Here is a 17,957-nt window from a genome sequence, read left to right as displayed (position 1 = left end):
TCTACGTGCATGTATTCCCTTCACTCAATTCCATCACTTCAGCTCGACCGTTTCTGTGGCAAATTCCACAGGAAGGTCGCTGCGCGTGGTCGCCACCAGGTGGGCGGGCGCCGTCAGCATCATCATGCAGCGCACGGTCGGGCCGGGCACCTTGTCGATTTCCTGGACGCGGATCCTGCCGCCCGCGACGGCGATGCCCGCGATCTCGGTGCCATGGCAGCCGCTGCTGCGGGTCCCCAGGAACACGCCGACCACCATGCGCGCTGCGAAATCGACCTGCGGCGGCGCGGCGTCCGCACCGGCATGCTCGGCCCACAGGCGCTGCCAGGCCTGCGCATCCCGCACCACGACGGTGCGGGGCGCGTCGATCCGCGACGTCGTGGACTTGTCCAGCGTGACGAATGGCAGCGGGCCGTCGGCTGGCGTCGGCGTCGGTGCCACGGCGGGCACGGCGGCACAGGCGGACAGCGCGGCGGCGACCGTCGCGGCCGCTACCCATTGCGCTGCCTGCGCCGTTCGCTTCACAATTGCCATCCGGGACCTCGTTGCGCTGGCCGCGCCGCAGCGCGGCGCGGGAGAATAAAAAAAGGCCCGCCGTCTTCGCGCATCAGGCGGGCCAAACGGAAACCTGACGAAACGCCATGTTACGTGTTGGCAGCAAGAGGTTCATCCTGTACATGTCGGCCATTTGTCCTCAATTTGTAAATGACGATTTTTACGGTGTTACGTAAGATACAATTTCAGATATGCAAGATATGACGACATTCATCCCACATGCCGGGGTCGCGCGGGAGCGGGCGTGAACCGCCTGTTCTTCCGCTTCTTCGTGCTGGTGATGCTGTCGATCACCGGCGCGACGTTCGTCATCTATTTCGTGTTCGCACGCCTGTTCGGCGATCCGCTCGACGACATCGCGCGGCGCCAGGCCTCGGCCCAGATCTTCCTGCTGGAACAGTACGTGGACCAGGCCCCGGCCGACGAGTGGCTGGGCCGCCTGAACAAGGTGCGCGAAGTCTCCGAGGCGCAGTTCGACCTGGTCCCGCTCGATCAGGTGCGCAAGACCCTGCCCGGCCGCGACCTGCCTGCGCTGGAGCGCGGCGCCATCGTCCTCGATCCGGCCAACAAGACCTTCTACCGGCGCGTCGACCTCAAGGGCGAGCGCTACATCGGCAGCGAGGGCGAGGCGATCCGCGCCAGCCAGCTGCCGATCGACCTGGGCCAGGCGCTGCTGATGGAAGTGGTGCGCTACGTGGTGGTGGCGCTGGCGCTGCTGGTGCCGATCGCGCTGTGGTCGCGCCAGCACTGGCGCGCCCTGCAGGCCTTGTCGGACGTGGCCGACGAGTTCGGCGCCGGCAGGCTGGCGGCGCGGGCGACGCTGCGGCGCACCGATGCCGTCTATCCGCTGGCCGAGCGCTTCAATGCGATGGCCGGCCGCATCCAGGGCCTGCTGGAAGCGCAGAAGACCCTGCTGCACTCGGTGTCGCACGAACTGCGCACGCCGATCGCGCGCCTGGAATTCGCGCTGGAACTGCTGGCCGACCGCACCGACGATCCGGCGCTGGCCAAGCGCATCGCCGCGATGGAAGGCGACGTCGCCGAACTGGAGGAACTCGTCAACGAGCTGCTGTCGATGAGCAAGCTGGACAATGCCCAGGAAGCGCAGCGCGCCCTGTTCGAGGTCGAGCCGCTGCTGCAGGAATGCGCCGACGGCCTGCATCCGCGTCCGCCGCGCTTCGGGCTGGAACTGGGAGCGCACCTGGGCAGCATCGACGGCGACCGCCGCCTGCTCGGGCGCGCGATCGGCAACCTGCTGCGCAATGCGCAGAAATACGCGGCCGGCCAGGTCGAGCTGCATGCGCGCCGCGACGGTTACCAGCTCGAGATCGCGGTCGAGGACGACGGTCCCGGCATCCCCGACGAGGACCGCGAACGCATCTTCGAACCCTTCTTCCGCCTCGACCGCAGCCGCGACCGCGCCACCGGCGGCTTCGGCCTGGGGCTGTCGATCGCGCGCAAGGCCGTGGCCCTGCACGGCGGCACGCTGGTCGTGGAACCGTCGGCGCTGGGCGGCGCGCGCTTCGTGATCCGGGTGCCGGACGGCGTGGTCGCGGCCTGACGACGGCGCCCTAGCGCGCGCTGGCGGCCTTGTCGACCAGCGCGTCGGCGACCTGCATCGTGGCCAGGAACACGGCGTTGCGGTCGCCGCCGCGCATGCCCGCGCCGGCCAGCGACGGCGAGGTCATGTAGCGGCCATCGATGACCAGCGTGGGCGCCGTACTGACGCGGTAGTCGCCGACGAGCTTGCCGAGCTGGCGCAGGCGTGCCTGCACGCCGAAGGAATTCCACGCCGCCAGGAACGTGGCGCGGTCGATGCCGTTCTGCGCCACCCAGTCGACGATCGCGTCCTGCTGGTTCAGGCGGATGCGGTCGACGTGCACGGCCTTGAAGACCTTCGCATGCATCGCGTCGACCTTGCCCAGCGCTTCGAGCGTCAGGTACAGGCGCGCTTCCAGATCGTTGGGACCGGTGTACGGGAAGTGGATGCGGCGCACGACGATGCGGTCGCCCTGCTTGCGGACCCAGTCCTCGAACGCGGGTTCCATGGCATTGCAGTAGGGGCAGTGGTACATGAAGAACTCGACCACCTCGACCTTCTTGCCGGCCGCCTGGACGGGTTGCGGCTGGGCGAGCGTCACGTAGTCGACGCCCTCCTGCGGGTTGGTCGGGGACGCCAGGGCGGACGACGCCAGCAGGAACAGGCCGAGACCGGCGCCGCGCAGCGCGGCGCGCAGGAAATGCGGGAGCATGGTGATCCTTCGGGTTGGTTGACGAACCTGAAGGTTATCACTTTCTCTACAGAATGTTGCTTAGATAAAAATTAAGGCTAGGCAGGCGGCGCGGGTTGCTGCTGCGGCTGCCCTTCCGTCTGCGGCTGCGGCTGCGGACGGCGTACGCGGCGCGGCTGCTCGGGCACTTCCGGCTTGACGTGGGTGAAGCCGTACCACAGGTGTTCCCACCAGTGGTCGCGCGCGCGCACGGTGACCAGGCAAGCCTTGTCGACCTCGCCCTTGAACAGCGGATCCTGGCACTTGCCCGTCAACAGGGCGTAGCGCTGGTTTTCCGCGTTCACGAGGGCGATGGACAGCCAGATGGCGAGGCCGGCGAACAGCACCACGAGGCTCCAGGCCACGTGGTTGACGTTGCTGGTGTCGTACAGGTCCTCGTCTTCCGGCTTGGACTTGTCGTACATCCTCAGGATTTTGCCTTCGATATCGCTCATTGCGTCACGTGTTATTTCGACTTGGCCGCCTTGGCGACCAGGGCATCCAGCACCTGCAGCGTGGCCTGGAACAGCACCTGCTCGTTGTTGGTCTTGACCGAATTGTAGACCACCGCCGGCGAGGTCACGTACTTGCCGTCGACGACGACGGTCGGCGCGCCGTCGACCTTGTACTCGGCCACCGTTTGCGGCAGGCGGCGCAGCTTGGTCATCACGCCGAACGAGTTCCAGGCATCGGTGAAGGTCTTGCGGTCGATGCCGTTCTTCGACACCCAATCGATGATCACGTCGTCCTTGGTCAGGCGCACGCGGTCGACGTGCATGGCCTTGAACACCTTGGCGTGCATGTCGTTCACCTTGCCCAGCGCTTCCAGCGTCAGGTACAGGTGGGCTTCCGGGTCGGCGGGGCCGGTGGCCGGGATGTGGATGCGGCGCAGGACGATGTTGTCACCCTGCTTTTTGACCCATTGCTCGAACGCCGGTTCCAGCGCATTGCAGTGCGGGCAGTGATACATGAAGAACTCGATCACCTCGACCTTCTTGCCCGCGGCCTGCACCGGCAGCGGCTGGGCAAGCGTCGTGTACTCGACGCCGCTCTTCGGGTCGGTCGGCGAGGCGAACGCGGTGCTGGCGACGAGGCTGGCGGCAATCAGGGCAAAACGCAGGGAACGCATGGGAATCCTTCTCGGGTAGTTAAGCGAACGACCGCGAGATTACCACTTTTTGGCCGTCCAACCTTAGCGCAGGCTTATTTTTGCATTTGCTTACGCAAGTCACCAACACCGGGGTCAGAGCCGGGGTCAGAGCCAGGGTCAGAGCCCGGTTTCAGGAAATTGCCCAAAATCGGGCTCTGACCCCGGCTCTGACCCCGGTTTGAGGTGGGTTAAAAGTCGTAGCGTGCCGAGAGTTTGAGTTGGCGGCCGTCGCTCGGGTAGATGCCGGCGCGGCAGCTGAAGGCGTTGCTGAAGTAGTGACGGTCGGCCAGGTTCAGGCCGGTCGCCGCGAGTTCCCAGCGGCCCAGCGTGATCGCATAGCGCGCGTCGAACGTGGCGTAGGACGGGATGCGCGCGCTGCAGCCGTTGCTGAAGTCGTCGCCGTAGCGCTGGCCGTCGACCCACTGGGCGCCCAGGTCGGCCGACTGGCCGTCGCCCGGCAGCCAGGAGAGGCGCGCCGTCAGCACGTTCTTCGGCACCAGCACCATCTCGCGGCCGGCGTTCGGGCCGTCGGTGAACTTGGCGGTCACGTGCTGCAGGTGCGCGCTGGCGCGCCAGCCGGCGGCGATGGCCGCCTCGGCGTCGATCTCGACGCCCTCGCGGCGGGTCGGGTCGAGGTTGGTGTTGGCGCCGAAGGCCCCGGCCGTCGGGTCGTAGAAGATCTCGTTGCGCAGCCTGTGGCGGAAGGCGCGCGCCGTCAGCTTGCGGGTGCCATCGCCCAGCGTGGCGCCCAGTTCCAGGTCGTGCGAGGTCTGCGGCTTCAGGATGTCGACGCTGGAACGGTAGCCGTTCTCGTCGACGTTGGCCACGCGGTAGCTCTGGCCCGCCTTGGCATACAGCTCCAGCAGCGGCCGGACGCGGTAGCTGGCCTGCGCTTCCCAGGCGTTCTGCGACTGCGAACGGTCCTCGGCCGGCAGGCCGGCCCTGGCGTCGACGACGTCCTTGTCGAAAGTCTCGTGGCGCGCGCCGAGGGCGAGGCGGCCGTCGTGCGCCGGGTCGAAGCGCAGCTCGTCGCGGAAGTACACGGCCTTCGACGTCTGGCTGGCGTCGGCGCTGGAATAGTCGGACGTGGTCTTGCGCTTCCAGCGGATCGCATCGACGCCCACCACCAGCTCGTTCAGCATGCCGTGCACGTCGCTGGCCCAGCGCGCGCGCGGCGAGAACTGGTCCTGGCGCCCGTCGTAGGCGTTGATCGAGGTAAAGCCGGTCAGGTAGTTCGAGCGCACGTTGCGCTCGCGGTGCGACAGCTCGGCGGCCAGGTCGACGGCGCCCAGGCGGTATTCGGCGAAGGCGCTGGCGCGGTCGGTGTCGAGCGAACCGAAGTCCAGCGCGGTGAAGGTCTGGCGCGGATCGTCCTCGAACTGCGCCAGCGTCAGCGAGCCGGGCAGGCGCGAATCCTGGCGCGCGCTTTCCACGCGCAGGCCGGCGCGTCCGCCCGTGAAACGGGTCTGCACGCCCAGCGAGAAGCTGGTCTGGTCGAAGTCGTTGTTGCGGCGGTAGTTCTCGGTGCCCTGGCGCGCCACCGACAGGTCGGCGCCGACGTCGCCCGTCACGGCCGACAGCGAGGCGCGCACGTCGTGCTGGCGGAACCGGCCGCCTTCGGCGAACACGGAACCGTGGATGCCCTGCGCGCTGGCGCGGCGCGTGACGATCTGGATCACGCCGCCGGTCGCGCCTTCGCCGTACAGCACGCTGTTGCCGCCGCGGACGATCTCGATGCGCTCGACGCTGTCGATGGGGATCGTCGACAGCACCGTGTTGGCAAGCTCGTTCTCGTTCAGGCGCACGCCGTCGACCATGATCACCATGTTCTGGGCGCTGTTGGTGCCGAAGCCGCGCAGGTCGAGGGCGAAGTCGGGCGAGCCGTCCAGGCCCTGGCGGCCGAACACGCCGCCGATCTTGCGGATGGCGGCATTGACGTCGCCGGCGCCGGCGCGGCGGATGTCGTCCCGGGTGATCACGGTGGCGCCGATCGGCTGCAGCGCGGGCTCGCTGGGGAAGCGCGCGCCGGTGATGACGACGGTGGAAGGATCGTCCTGCGCGGTGGCGGCCACCGACAGCAGGGAGGAAAAGGCGAAGGCGCAGGCCAGCGCGAGCGGCTTCACGGCCGGCGCGCCGCCGCGAAGGGCAGCAGGTGTCATTGGATGTCTTGTCTCGGATCGTTGTGCCGGCGCGCGTCCCCGCATGCCGGCAACCACGGAAGCGGCGCGTGCGCATGCAGGCGCCTTCAGCCGCTTCCCCCTCGTCTGGCCGGTATCCGGGCTGGCAAGGCGGACCATCCCACCTTCCCACGCACGGCTACGGGCGCGGTGGTCTTCGGGATGGCCTGTCGCGGCGTCAGTCGTCCTGCGACTGCGGCGACGCTTGCTTACCGTTGCGGGGGCAGCACACGTTGGCGCGACGCCGCAGGCATCGACGCTCCGTGTTTCCCGTTTAACTCGCCGCGCAGGGCACGCGGCGGGGCACCAGAACCCGCGGATTATACCCCGTGCGCGCCCGCCCCCGGCGACGGCGCCGCATCCGGCCTTCCCGCGCGGGCCGCGCAAATATCTCGTGCGTTTCTGGCAACTCATCTATAGTGGGAACGATATTCTTTCCTGACCTGGGGGTGTGCATGAACTTGCGTTTCGACCCGGCGCTGCGGCGCCGGCTGGGCCTGGGCGTCGCCTGCGCCATGCTGGCGGCCGGCGTGGCCTTCGCCGCCGCCGGCAGGGGGCCGGACACGGTCGCGGGCAAGGTCCCGGACAAGGCCCCTGCCAAGGCGCCGGCCAAGACGCCGGACGCGGCAGCCGGACGGCCCGTGACCGCACCCGCCTCCGCAGCCGCGCCGGTCCCGGCACCGGCCGACGGCATCGCGCTGGCGGCGCCCGACGCCGCCGCCGTGCGCGTCCCCAGCAGCCCGCAAGCCTGGGGCGGCGCGCGCACCGGCCAGGAAGCGACGCTGTCGGACCGCGTGGTCCACTACGACATCGACGCCACGCTCGACCCCGACAAGCACACGGTGACGGGACGCCAGAAACTCACCTGGCGCAACCGCAGCGACGTGGCCGTGACCAGCGTCTACCTGCACCTGTACATGAACGCCTTCGAAGGCACGGGCAGCACCTTCTTCACCGAGAAGCGCGAGCGCGACGCCGCGTTCCGCTCCGGCGTCGACATCAAGGAAGGCGAATGGGGCCACATCGCCCTGCGCCGCGTCGAGCAGGCCGAGGCCCGGGTGCCGTGGCATGTCGTCCACCCCGACGGCGGCCCCGCCACCGACCGCACGGTGGTGCGCCTGGACCTGCCGGCCGCCGTCGCGCCGGGCGCGTCGACCACGCTCGACATCGACTTCCAGACCCAGCTGCCGCGGGTGATGGCGCGCACCGGCTACTTCGGCACCTTCCACCTGGTGGCCCAGTGGTTTCCCAAGATCGCCGTGCTGGAACTGCCGGGCGAACGCGGCGCCACCGCCCCGCGCTGGAACGCCCACGAATTCCACCTGAATTCCGAGTTCTACGCCGACTTCGGCAGCTACGACGTGCGCATCACCGCGCCGAAGGACTACACGGTCGGCGCCACCGGCGAGCGCCAGGGCACACCAGGCGCGAAGGACGGCATGCTGACGCACCGCTTCGTGCAGGGCGACGTCCACGACTTCGCCTGGACCGCCGACAAGCGCACCGCGAAGCCGCTGGTCGACACCTGGACCGGCCCCGGCAGCCCGCAGGTGACGGTCACCGTGCTGTACCCGCCCGAGTACGCCGCGAGCGCGGCGCCGGCGCTGAAGGCGGCCAAGGATTCGCTGACGTATTTCTCGAACACGCTCGGCCCCTACCCGTACAGGACGCTGACCGTGGTGATCCCGCCCTACAACGCCGCCGAGGCGGGCGGCATGGAATACCCGACCTTCTTCACGGCCGAGGGCTACGCCGAGGTCGAACCGGGCACGCTCGCCCAGTACGGCCTGGACTTCGTCACCATCCACGAATTCGGCCACGGCTACTTCTACGGCCTGCTGGCCTCGAACGAATTCGAGGAGCCGATGCTGGACGAAGGCCTGAACGAGTACTGGGACCTGCGCATGCTGCGCGCGCGCGGCCAGCGCATCGGCGCCAGCACGCCGCTGCTGCGCAAGCTCGGCTTCGGCCCATCCTTCCCCGTGTTCGACGCCGAGCGCCTGGGCACCCCGCGCAGCGATCCGGCCGATCCGGTCGGCCAGAACGCCTGGAACCGCCTGCAGGACATCGGTCCCGTCTACTCGCGCACGGCCACCCTGATGCGCGACCTCGAGGCGCGCATCGGCACGGCGCCGATGGAGCGCGCGTTCCGGGAATACTACCGGCGCTGGAAGTTCCGCCACCCGAGCGTGGCCGACCTGCGCGAGACGCTGGCCGAGGTCACCGGCCAGCGCGCCGTCATCGAGCAGGCGTTCGCGCAGCAGGTGTACGCGGCCGCGCGCATCGACGACCGCGTCCAGTCCCTGGTCAGCCATGAAGTGCTGCCGCTGCCGGGCACGCGCCAGGAAGGCAGCCAGTGGGTCGAGGACAAGCAGGCCGACCTCGACAAGCGCATCGCCGACACCCGCGCGCAGTGGAAGAAGGCGCATCCGAACGCCAGGGAAGGCACCGGACCGTACCCGTACCGCACCGAGGTCCTGCTGCGCCGCCATGGCGCGCCGGTGGCGCAGACGCTGGTGGTGAAGTTCGCCGACGGCAGCAGCGAGACGGTGCGCTGGGACGGCGCCGACAGCTGGCGCAAGTTCAGCTGGATCAAGCCGGCGAAGGCGGTGTCGGCCGAACTCGACCCGCAGCGCCTGCACTATCTCGACACGAGCAAGCTCGACGACAGCCGCACCATCGAGGCCGACGGCAGCGCCACGCGCCGCTGGGGCCTGGAAGTCGCGGCCGTCGTCCAGTACCTCCTTTCCCTCATCGCCAACGTATGACGACCATGCACACGACCATCGAGGCTCCTTCGCTCGCGCCCCAGAACACGGCCGTGCCGCGCCGGCCCGGCCTGCGCTCCGCCCTGCTGCGCACGCGCGCCGTCCTGCAATGGCGGCTGCTGCTGTGGTGGGCCATCCTGCTGCTGTTGCCGGCCATCGTCGCCACGCTGCCGTTCTGGCAGATGCTGGCGGCGAACCTGGACCATTCGGTGCACGCGGCGCGCCTGGCCGAGCGCCTGGACATGCTCGCCATCGCCGACCTCGTCACCAGCATGCGCGAGCGCGGCGACGCCGGCGCGGGCCTCGCCAACGGCGGCCTCGTCGCCGTCGCGCTGACGCTGCTGCTCTCGCCGCTCCTGAGCGGCATGACGATCGCCGCCGTGCGGGCGCCGCAGCGCCTGCGCTGCATCCCGCTGCTGGCGGCCGGCGCCCAGGAATACGGCCGCCTGCTGCGCATGCTGGCATGGGCCGTGGTCCCGCTGGGGATCGCCGGCGCCGTCGGCGGCATGGCCTCGGGCGCCGCCGGCAGGGTCGCCGAACGGGCGATCCTGCAGGGCGACGCCGAGCAGGCCACGCGCCTGGCGCTGGTGGCGACGGTCGTGCTGCTGGCGCTGGCGCACGCGAGCCTGGACGCCGGCCGCGCCATCCTCGGCAACGAACCGCGCCGCCGCTCGGCGGTCCTGGCCTGGTGGGCCGGGACCAGGCTGCTGCTGCGCCGCCCGCTGGCGGTACTGGGCGTATACATGATCGTGACCGGCATCGGCCTGGCCGTGGCGGCCCTGCTCGCGCTGGCGCGCCTGCACGTGCCGGCGCTGGGCGCGGCCGGGACCGTCGGCGCCGTCGTGCTGGCGGAACTGGCCGTGCTGGCGCTCGGCGTCATGCGGGCGGCCAGGCTGGCGGGGATGATGGAGCTGGCGCGCAGGGAGTAGCGTTCGCACCGTGCATGCCTGCGCGTGGGCTCGCATCGGGCGCCTTCGGACGCGATCCGCACGGATCGGCTACCATGGAATTTTTCGATGCCCCGGAGCGCCCATGTCCCCTCGCCTGCCCACCTATTTCGTCTCGCACGGCGGCGGCCCCTGGCCGTGGATGAAGGACCAGTTCGGCGCCGCCTACGCCGAACTGGAAGCCTCGCTGGTCGACATCAAGCGCCAGGTCGGCGTGCGCCCGAAGGCGGTGCTGGTGGTGACGAGCCACTGGGAGGCGGACCGCTTCCTGGTCTCGTCCGGCACCAGCCCGGGCATGATCTACGACTACGGCGGCTTCCCGCCGCACACCTACGCCATCCGCTATCCGGCCCCCGGCGAGCCGCGACTGGCCGCGCGCGTGGCGCAGTTGCTGGAAGGCGCCGGCCTGGCAGCCGGCCTGGACGCCGAGCGCGGCTTCGACCACGGCACCTTCTCGATGCTGGCGCCCGTCTATCCCGAGGCCGACATGCCGGTGGTGCAGCTGTCGATCCGGCGCGACTACGACCCGGCCACCCACCTGGCCGCCGGCCGCGCGCTGGCGCCGCTGCGCGACGAGGGGATCCTGATCATCGGCAGCGGCCTGTCCTTCCACAACCTGCGCCAGTTCGGCCAGGCCGGCGCGCTGTCCTCGCGCGCCTTCGACGGCTGGCTGCAGCACGTGCTGCTGGCGCTGCCGCCCGTTGAACGCGAGCAGGCGCTGCTGCGCTGGGATGCGGCCCCCGCCGCGCGCCAGGCGCATCCGCGCGAGGATCACCTGGTGCCGCTGTGGGTGGCGCTGGGGGCGGCCGAGCAGGAGCGCGCCGCGTGCGTGTACCACGAGGAGGCGTTCTTCGGGGCGTTGACGGTGTCGAGTTTCAGGTTCGGGCAAGTGGCGTCCTAACGTCGAGAAAATAGTTTGACTCCAGCCAAATACTCCAAGTCGATCCAGCTCAACAATGCTCTGTTGACCGATTGGTCCGCACAAACCATCGAACATCGACGCGGAGAAAGCAAAATGGCGATTGACGCATACCTGCAAATAGATGGCATCAAGGGCGAGTCACAGGACGCTGCACACCAGGGCTGGATCGAGCTTTCATCCGCCCAGTGGGGCGTCATCCAACCCCGGTCCGCCACAGCATCGACGGCTGGCGGCCATACGGCTGAGCGCTGTGAACACCAGCATATCGCGCTGACCAAGCTCGTCGATTTGTCGTCTCCTCTCTTCATGCAGACCTGTTCGTCAGGTAAAACCATTCCGAAAGCGAAACTCGAATTCATGCGGGCCGACAGCGATGGCAAGCCGGTCAAATACTACGAAGTCGAACTGGATAATGTGCTCATCGGTAGCGTCAGCCAGACCGTACACGAGGGAGGGCTGATGCATGACCAGATCAGCCTCAAGTTTTCCAAGGTCAAATGGAAATACACCCAGCAAAAGATCAGCGGGGGCACCGGCGGCAACACGGCAGGTGGATGGGATCTGGCGACCAACAAAATCGCCTGAAGGACTGGCCATGCTGCAAGTCCAACCGAAGGATTCACGCGGCGACTTCATGCTGCCTCAGCGTCCTGAGGGCGCAGGATATTACGTGTACGGGACACCCACGAATGGCGGGGGCCAATATGGCCATCCGGCATTGCTGTCCGTGCTGTTCTGGGTCGAGCGGGAATGGCAGACCGTCGATCATCGCAGGTTTGGCATCGGCAACATCAGCCTTGCCAACGGCGGAGAATACAAAAAACACAAAAGTCATACGGACGGATTGCAGGTGGACGTGCGTGCAATCAGAATCGATGGCCGTCAGGAGCGTGTCACCCGCTTTCAGCGTGATCAGTACGACCGGAAAGCGACGGCAACACTGATTGCCATCTTCCACTCCCATCCCTTGGCGAGAACCGTCCTGTTCAACGACACGGACATCCCTTTCGTGAAGCCATGGGAAGGCCATGACGACCACTTTCACGTCGACATACGAGCTTCCTCGCCATGAAAGCCCTGTCACTTCTTCTGACAATGGCACTGTCGGCGGGTGTCCATGCCCAGGAAAAACCGTTCTATCCCGCGCCAGCCAAGCCGCTCAAGGCCGAGTACACGATCTACTCGGGAGGTCTCGGGGACGAGCAAGCGCCCACGAAAACCGATCGCAAGCTGGCCATCGACATCAAGGGACAGGCAGCCAAGGACATCTTCGATTCGCTCTATCCCGACGCCAAAGGGGTGTCTTGCAGCGGCGAGGCAGGCGAGCGCTTGCGCCGGAAGGGACATGTCTGGTGCGCCTCCTCGCCCCGCGATGGGTACCGGTGCTTCCTGGGATTCGATTTGCGGTCCGGCGCAAGCATTGCGGGAGGCAGTTGTTGATGTGAGGGAGCTTTCATGGAATGGACGCATCCTTCCTGGAACGGCATCGATGTCCCAAAGTGAATGTGTAAGGGGTCCACAACCAGACAGGAGCGTCCACCATGAAGCTTAGTGCATGCGGCATCGACTTGGCAAAGTCGGTGTTCCAGGTACACGGTGTCGATCTTCACGGCAAGCCGTGCATGCGTAAGCAGCTCAAGCGTGCGGAAATGCTGACGTTTCTTGCGAAGCTTGCGTCGTGCTTGATCGGCATGGAAGCTTGCGGCAGCGCGCACTACTGGGCGCGCAAGCTCAGTGAGATGGGGCACACCGTAAAACTGATGGCCCCGCAGTTCGTGAAGCCCTACGTGAAGACGATCCCGTGCATCATCAAGTCCCCCGCTTCCCCCGCGCCGCCTCTTCCGCCTTGCGCGCCGCCTTCTCGGCCGCGATGCGCGCCTTTTCTTCCATCGCGATGCGGTGGCGCTCCAGCGCCTCGGCGCGCGACTGCGGGGTTTCCAGGCTGATGCGGCCCAGCGCGCCGCTGCGATAGTCCACCAGCAGCGTGTGCGCCGCCTTTTCGTAGTCGTAGTCGCCGCCGCGCGCGCGGAAGGCGCGGCGCTGGGCGATGCCCTCGATCACGCCGAAACCGTCCAGGCCCTCGGTCTTGAAGCCGTAGCGGGCGGCCAGCAGCTGCGGGTAGCGTTCGAGCAGGAAGCCGCCCAGGAATTCCGCGACTTCTTCCTCGATCACGGCATTGGTGCCGACGGCGTGGCTGGCGGCCAGCATCAGGCCGTCGCTTTCCATGGCGATCTTGGGCCACAACATGCCCGGCGTGTCGACCAGCACGGTGAACTGGTCGAGGTAGAGCTTCTGCTGCGACTTGGTCACGGCCGGCTCGTCGCCGACCTTGGCCACGCGCTTCTTCAGCAGGGCGTTCATCAGGGTCGACTTGCCGACGTTCGGGATGCCCATGATCATGATGCGCAGCGGCTTGGTCGGCACGCCGCGGTGCGGCGCCAGCGTCTTGCACAGTTCGGGGATCTTCGCCACCTCCGCCGGCTTCTTGGTCGTCATCGGGTAGGCGCTGACGCCCTCCTGGGCGTCGTACCAGGCGGCCCAGGCCGCGGTGGCGGCGGGGTCGGCCAGGTCGGTCTTGTTCAGGACCTTCAGGCAGGGCTTGTTGCGGAACTTGCGCAATTCCTCGACCATCGGGTTGCTGCTCGCCTGCGGCAGGCGCGCGTCCAGTACCTCGATGACCACATCGGTGTTTTCCATCTGCTCCGCGGCCTGCTTGCGGGCGGCGGCCATGTGGCCCGGGAACCATTGTATCGACATGCTTGATCTCTAATTCTGCGTTCAATCCGCTATTTTACGCCGGTACGGCGTACGGACACGGCTTTTCACGGCGCCACGCAGGCAGCCGGCGGCGGCGGCGCGGCCGGGTCGACGGCCGCCAGTCCGGCGCGCGCCCGCGCCACGTCGCGCGCGAATTCGGCCAGGTAGCGGCTCCTCTCCTCGCTCTGCCATTCGGCAGTGGAAAAGCCGGCCGCGTCTTGCTGGACGCTGGCCGCCACCCGCCCCTGCAGGCGCGGCAGCATGATACGGTCGGGGTCGCCGTCTTCCTTGAGCAGGTAGCCCTCGACGTCGCGCAGCGTCAGCGGCAGTGCCGGCCGGCCGTCGCGCACCAGCCGGCCGAACAGCGCCAGCTTGACCTCGGCGGGTCCGGCGTCCAGTACCTCGTCGAAGGTCAGCAGCGCGAACGGCTGCCCGTGCGCATCGTCGACGCGGCCGCTGACGACGTAGCGCCCGGCCCGGCGCACGTCCAGCCCCAGGTAGAAATCCAGCGCTCCCGCTTCCAGCGCCGCGCGCACCCGGCCGGTCCAGGCGGCCGGCAGGTCGGGCGTGTGGATGACGTCGAACTGCACGATGCCCGCGCGGCCGCCGACGGCGTAGCGCACTTCGGCGCGGATGGTGCCGTCGAAGCGCGCCAGCACGCCCTGGCCCGGCGCGAGCACGGCGGTGAACGTGCCGTCATCGGCCACGGTATCGGCCGCGGATGCGGCTGCGGCTGCGGTTGCGGTTGCGGCTGCGGCACCGGCACCGGCGCCGTCGTCGGCGAAGGCGAGCGCCACCCGGCCGGCCTCGGGCGTGCCGGCTTGGGTGACGCCCTGGGCGAATGCCGACGAGACCGCCAATGGCAGCGTCCTGCCGTCCTCGTCGACGGCGCGCAGCGTGAAGGTGACCGCTTCGCCGGCGCCCAGGTAGACGCGCGACTGCGACGCCTGCAGGCGCACCCGGTCGTCGCTGCCCTCGCCGTCCAGGCGCATGGCGCCGGTGGACACCACCGGATCGTTGGGCCGCGCCTGGTCGGCGTTCTCGGCCATCGGCCGCGCACCGGGCGGGTAGCGGCTGGCGGCGCGGTAGCTGCAGTAGGTGCGTTCGGCCTCCCGCACCGCCTCCAGCAGCCGGCGACGCTCCCGCTGCCGCGCCGGATCGGCGGGCGCCGGCCCGGTGGACGGGGTTGCCGGGGGCGCGAAGGCCGTGGCCGCGGCGGCCGGTGCGGACGACGGCGCGTCGGCCGCGCCCCATGGCGCCAGTCCTACCAGGACAGCGGCGACCAGCAAAGCGGCCAGTATGGCGGCCAGTACGGCGGCCAGCACCGACGCCGTCCGCCGCGGGCGCGAGGATGGCCGGGACCGCACGTTCAGCGCGCGCTGTCGACCACCGCGGCCCGCAGCACCGACACGATGCCGCCCCAGTTGCCGCCCGTGTAGTGGCGATGGTCCTCGCCGTCGTCGCGGAAGGCCACCGAGTGGAACGCCCACTTGCTGCTGCCGCCCTGGTTCTGCGCCGTGCCCAGGGTGAGGTCGTCGCAGAACCAGTCGCCCGGATTGCACAGGGCGCGGCCGGCACTGCCGGCGACGCCGCCGGCGCTGTGGTAGGCCTCGACCTCGTCGTCCTGGCCCGGCAGGATGCCGGAGTACAGCGTGCCGCGCGCGCCGGCGTACATGTGGAACCAGATGCCGCGCGTGGCGTTGTGGTTGTACATGGCGCGCGCGGTGCTGGTGCGCAGGTCCTGGACCAGCGGTTCCGACGTGGTCCAGGAACCGATGTCGGCCAGTTCCGAGCCGCCGGCGGACCCGGCCGCGACGCGCACCCACTTGATGTTCCAGCCCGTCTGCGTGCCGCCGGCATTGCCGCACACGCCGGACGCGTTCGCCACCGCGTTCTTGTTCGCGCGTACCGTGCCGCCATAGTTGGCCAGCGTGTAGCCGACCAGCAGGTCGCCGGCGCTGTGGGCGGCCACGTAGCACCAGTTGCCGCCGGTGCAGAAGCAGTCGAGGGCGTCGCGCAGGCGCGGGCTCTGCGAGGCGATGCTGCCGCGCCCGTCCCAGTTGGCGGACTTCTTGTTGATGCCGGCCGGGGTCGAGGCCGGGCCCCAGTAGCCGAAGCTGTCGTAGTTGCCGACGATGCCGCCGCCGGTGCGGCCATTGACCCACAGCGTGTAATTGGTGGCCGATGCCGGTAGCGCCAGCGCGACCAGCCACGTCGCGACGAGCGTGCGCAGTGCGTTCATGTCCCCTCCGCCTGGTTGTCCTTGCTGCCGTGGGTTGGACAACGGCGCAACGCGGCGGTTCGGGCGGCATGCCGTACCAGGTGCCGATCGGGTGCGCGCCGGAACGGGCGGCGCGGCCGCCCACCCTGCGCGCCGCGGCGCGACCCTAGTCGAGTTCGGCCAGGGCCTTCACGTGCGCCACGACGCTGCGCCCGAGCGCCGACAGCGCGTAGCCGCCCTCCAGCACGCTGACGATGCGGCCCCCGGCATACTGCCTGGCGATCTCGATGGCCTTGTGCGTCATCCACACGTAGTCGGCCTCGACCAGCGCCATGCCGCCCATGTCGTCTTCCTTGTGGGCGTCGAAGCCGGCCGAGATGAACACCATCTGCGGGCGGAAGGCGTGCAGCGCCGGCATCCACTGGTCCTCGACCAGGCGGCGCACGACGTCGCCGCCGCTGTAGGCCGGCACCGGGATGTTGATGCTGGTGGCGGTGACGGGTTCGGGCGCGCTGTACGGATAGAACGGATGGCGGAAGAAGCTGGCCATCAGCACGCGCGGGTCGTCGTGGAAGGATTCCGCCGTGCCGTTGCCGTGGTGGACGTCGAAATCGATGATGGCGACGCGCTCCAGGCCGTGCACCTCGAGCGCGTGGCGCGCGGCGATGGCGACGTTGTTGAACAGGCAAAAGCCCATCGGCTCGGTCGGCCGCGCGTGGTGGCCGGGCGGGCGCACGGCGCAGAAGGCATTGTCGATGGTGCCGGCGATGACGGCGTCGGTGGCGGCCACGGCGGCGCCGGCGGCGCGCAGCGCGGCGCGGTAGCTGTCCTTGCACAGCAGGGTGTCGCCGTCGAGCGGGTAGTGTTCGCCGGCGGCGGCGGGCAGGTTGTCGCGCACCAGGTCGAGCGCGCCCTGCGTGTGGTTGCGCAGGATCGCGGACTCGTCGGCCAGCGGGGCGCTGACGTGGTCGACCAGGCCGTCGAGGCGCGCGGAAATCAACTGGTCCTCGATGGCGCGCAGGCGCGCCGGGGACTCGGGGTGCCAGTCGCCCATCTCGTGCAGGGAACAGTCCGGGTGGCTGTAGATTGCTGTGCTCATGCTTGCTGGTGGTGTCCTGCGCTCATCCGTATCGCCCCGCGCATGCCGATCTCGCATAAAATCGCCGGAGCAGCATGTGTTGATGCTGGAGTAAAAAGATTGCCGATGGCGCTAATCTACCATGTGCACCACCCTTGTGCACATCGCATCACGAACCCCGACAGGAAGCCATCATGTTCAACCAATTGCATGCCGCCGCGCGCCAGGTCAGCCAGGTCGTGGTCGGCAAGGACCAGCAGGTGCGGCTGGCGCTGACCTGCCTGCTGGCCGGCGGCCACCTCCTCATCGACGACGTGCCCGGCGTCGGCAAGACCACGCTGGCCCATGCGCTGGCGCTCACGCTGGGCCTGCGCTTCAACCGCGTGCAGTTCACCAGCGACCTGCTGCCGGCCGACGTGGCCGGCATCTCCGTCTACGAGCGCGAGAAGAACGGCTTCGTGTTCCACCCCGGCCCCATCTTCACCCAGGTGCTGCTGGCCGACGAGATCAACCGCGCCACGCCCAAGACCCAGTCCGGCCTGCTGGAAGCGATGGAGGAACGCCAGGTCACGGCCGACGGCACCACCCGCGCGCTGCCCGAACCGTTCTTCGTGATCGCCACCCAGAACCCGTCGCACCAGGTCGGCACCTTCCCGCTGCCGGAATCCCAGCTCGACCGCTTCCTGATGTGCCTGTCGCTAGGCTATCCGGACGCCGCCGCCGAGCGCGCCCTGCTGATGGGAGAGGACCGGCGCGCCATGCTCAGGACGCTGGAACCCGTGATGGGGCCGGAACAACTGCTCGACGCCCAGCGCGCGCTGCGCGGCATCCACGCTTCCGGCGCGCTGGTCGACTACCTGCAGGCGCTGGCCCAGTCCTCGCGCTCGGGCCAGCTGTTCGCCGAAGGCCTGTCGCCGCGCGCCACGCTGGCGCTGCTGCAGGCGGCGCGCGCCTGGGCCGCGCTGGAGGGACGCGACCACGTGATCCCCGAGGACATCCAGGCCCTGCTGGTGCCCGTCTGCGCGCACCGCCTGCGCCCGCTGAAGTCGGTGCACGGCGGCGGCGCCAGCCGCGACCTCGTGCTGCAGCTGCAGAAATCGGTGCCGGTCTAG

General features: G+C 68.9%; 17 protein-coding genes, 1 pseudogene and 1 riboswitch. Of the genes and pseudogenes, 9 read left to right on the top strand and 9 right to left on the bottom strand.

Annotated elements, in window-relative coordinates; genetic code table 11:
* Nucleotides 1-33 precede the first annotated feature (33 nt).
* A complete protein-coding gene (locus QZ749_RS03795) occupies nucleotides 34-525 on the bottom strand; it encodes a hypothetical protein (protein WP_296943419.1) in 492 nt (163 codons plus the stop codon).
* 274 nt (nucleotides 526-799) lie between these two features.
* On the opposite strand from QZ749_RS03795, the gene QZ749_RS03790 reads away from it, so the two are divergent.
* A complete protein-coding gene (locus QZ749_RS03790) occupies nucleotides 800-2,116 on the top strand; it encodes an ATP-binding protein (protein WP_296943416.1) in 1,317 nt (438 codons plus the stop codon).
* Between the two features lie 10 nt (nucleotides 2,117-2,126).
* Here the strand turns inward: QZ749_RS03790 and QZ749_RS03785 are convergent, their stop codons facing one another.
* From QZ749_RS03785 to QZ749_RS03770, 4 genes are all read right to left on the bottom strand, one after another.
* Nucleotides 2,127-2,807: a thiol:disulfide interchange protein DsbA/DsbL gene (locus QZ749_RS03785; RefSeq protein ID WP_296943414.1), complete on the bottom strand. Its 681-nt coding sequence runs from the start codon at nucleotides 2,805-2,807 to the stop codon at nucleotides 2,127-2,129.
* Between the two features lie 77 nt (nucleotides 2,808-2,884).
* Nucleotides 2,885-3,280: a hypothetical protein gene (locus QZ749_RS03780; RefSeq protein WP_296943413.1), complete on the bottom strand. Its 396-nt coding sequence runs from the start codon at nucleotides 3,278-3,280 to the stop codon at nucleotides 2,885-2,887.
* A gap of 11 nt (nucleotides 3,281-3,291) precedes the next feature.
* Nucleotides 3,292-3,954, bottom strand: a complete 663-nt coding sequence (locus tag QZ749_RS03775; protein WP_296943412.1) for a thiol:disulfide interchange protein DsbA/DsbL — start codon at nucleotides 3,952-3,954, stop codon at nucleotides 3,292-3,294.
* Between the two features lie 209 nt (nucleotides 3,955-4,163).
* Entirely contained in the window at nucleotides 4,164-6,134 is a 1,971-nt protein-coding gene (locus QZ749_RS03770; protein ID WP_296943410.1) for a TonB-dependent receptor, read from the bottom strand.
* 89 nt (nucleotides 6,135-6,223) lie between these two features.
* A riboswitch (cobalamin riboswitch) is annotated at nucleotides 6,224-6,478 on the bottom strand.
* 129 nt (nucleotides 6,479-6,607) lie between these two features.
* Here QZ749_RS03770 and QZ749_RS03765 point away from each other — a divergent pair.
* The 7 genes and pseudogenes from QZ749_RS03765 to QZ749_RS03735 all read left to right on the top strand — a co-directional run.
* Complete coding sequence (locus tag QZ749_RS03765; RefSeq protein ID WP_296943408.1) at nucleotides 6,608-8,920, top strand: M1 family metallopeptidase; 2,313 nt, start codon at nucleotides 6,608-6,610, stop codon at nucleotides 8,918-8,920.
* Between the two features lie 5 nt (nucleotides 8,921-8,925).
* The gene (locus tag QZ749_RS03760; RefSeq protein ID WP_296943405.1) at nucleotides 8,926-9,849 is read left to right on the top strand and encodes a hypothetical protein; all 924 of its coding nucleotides are present in this window, start codon (nucleotides 8,926-8,928) and stop codon (nucleotides 9,847-9,849) included.
* A gap of 103 nt (nucleotides 9,850-9,952) precedes the next feature.
* Entirely contained in the window at nucleotides 9,953-10,768 is an 816-nt protein-coding gene (locus QZ749_RS03755; RefSeq protein ID WP_296943402.1) for a class III extradiol ring-cleavage dioxygenase, read from the top strand.
* 114 nt (nucleotides 10,769-10,882) lie between these two features.
* Entirely contained in the window at nucleotides 10,883-11,374 is a 492-nt protein-coding gene (locus QZ749_RS03750) for a type VI secretion system tube protein Hcp (RefSeq protein ID WP_296943851.1), read from the top strand.
* Nucleotides 11,375-11,384: 10 nt separating this feature from the next.
* Entirely contained in the window at nucleotides 11,385-11,861 is a 477-nt protein-coding gene (locus tag QZ749_RS03745) for a penicillin-insensitive murein endopeptidase (protein WP_296943400.1), read from the top strand.
* Entirely contained in the window at nucleotides 11,858-12,229 is a 372-nt protein-coding gene (locus tag QZ749_RS03740; protein WP_296943398.1) for a hypothetical protein, read from the top strand. The genes QZ749_RS03745 and QZ749_RS03740 overlap by 4 nt, the downstream gene beginning before the upstream one ends.
* A 101-nt stretch (nucleotides 12,230-12,330) precedes the next feature.
* Nucleotides 12,331-12,585: pseudogene (locus QZ749_RS03735) on the top strand (IS110 family transposase); the annotation flags it as partial.
* A 13-nt stretch (nucleotides 12,586-12,598) separates the two neighbouring features.
* Here the strand turns inward: QZ749_RS03735 and ylqF are convergent.
* The 4 genes from ylqF to QZ749_RS03715 form a co-directional block, all read right to left on the bottom strand.
* Nucleotides 12,599-13,546, bottom strand: a complete 948-nt coding sequence (ylqF, locus tag QZ749_RS03730) for a ribosome biogenesis GTPase YlqF (protein ID WP_296943394.1) — start codon at nucleotides 13,544-13,546, stop codon at nucleotides 12,599-12,601.
* A gap of 65 nt (nucleotides 13,547-13,611) precedes the next feature.
* Nucleotides 13,612-14,871, bottom strand: a complete 1,260-nt coding sequence (locus tag QZ749_RS03725) for a hypothetical protein (RefSeq protein ID WP_296943392.1) — start codon at nucleotides 14,869-14,871, stop codon at nucleotides 13,612-13,614.
* 44 nt (nucleotides 14,872-14,915) lie between these two features.
* Nucleotides 14,916-15,788 (bottom strand): hypothetical protein, encoded by an 873-nt coding sequence (locus tag QZ749_RS03720; protein WP_296943389.1) that lies wholly within the window; start codon nucleotides 15,786-15,788, stop codon nucleotides 14,916-14,918.
* A gap of 145 nt (nucleotides 15,789-15,933) precedes the next feature.
* Complete coding sequence (locus QZ749_RS03715) at nucleotides 15,934-16,866, bottom strand: histone deacetylase family protein (protein WP_296943387.1); 933 nt, start codon at nucleotides 16,864-16,866, stop codon at nucleotides 15,934-15,936.
* Nucleotides 16,867-17,039: 173 nt separating this feature from the next.
* Between QZ749_RS03715 and QZ749_RS03710 the strand changes: the two genes are divergently transcribed.
* The gene (locus QZ749_RS03710; protein WP_296943384.1) at nucleotides 17,040-17,957 is read left to right on the top strand and encodes a MoxR family ATPase; all 918 of its coding nucleotides are present in this window, start codon (nucleotides 17,040-17,042) and stop codon (nucleotides 17,955-17,957) included.

Source organism: uncultured Massilia sp. (genome assembly GCF_913773735.1).
Taxonomy (GTDB): Bacteria; Pseudomonadota; Gammaproteobacteria; order Burkholderiales; family Burkholderiaceae_D; genus Telluria.
This window is presented reverse-complemented; position numbering and strand designations above follow the sequence as displayed.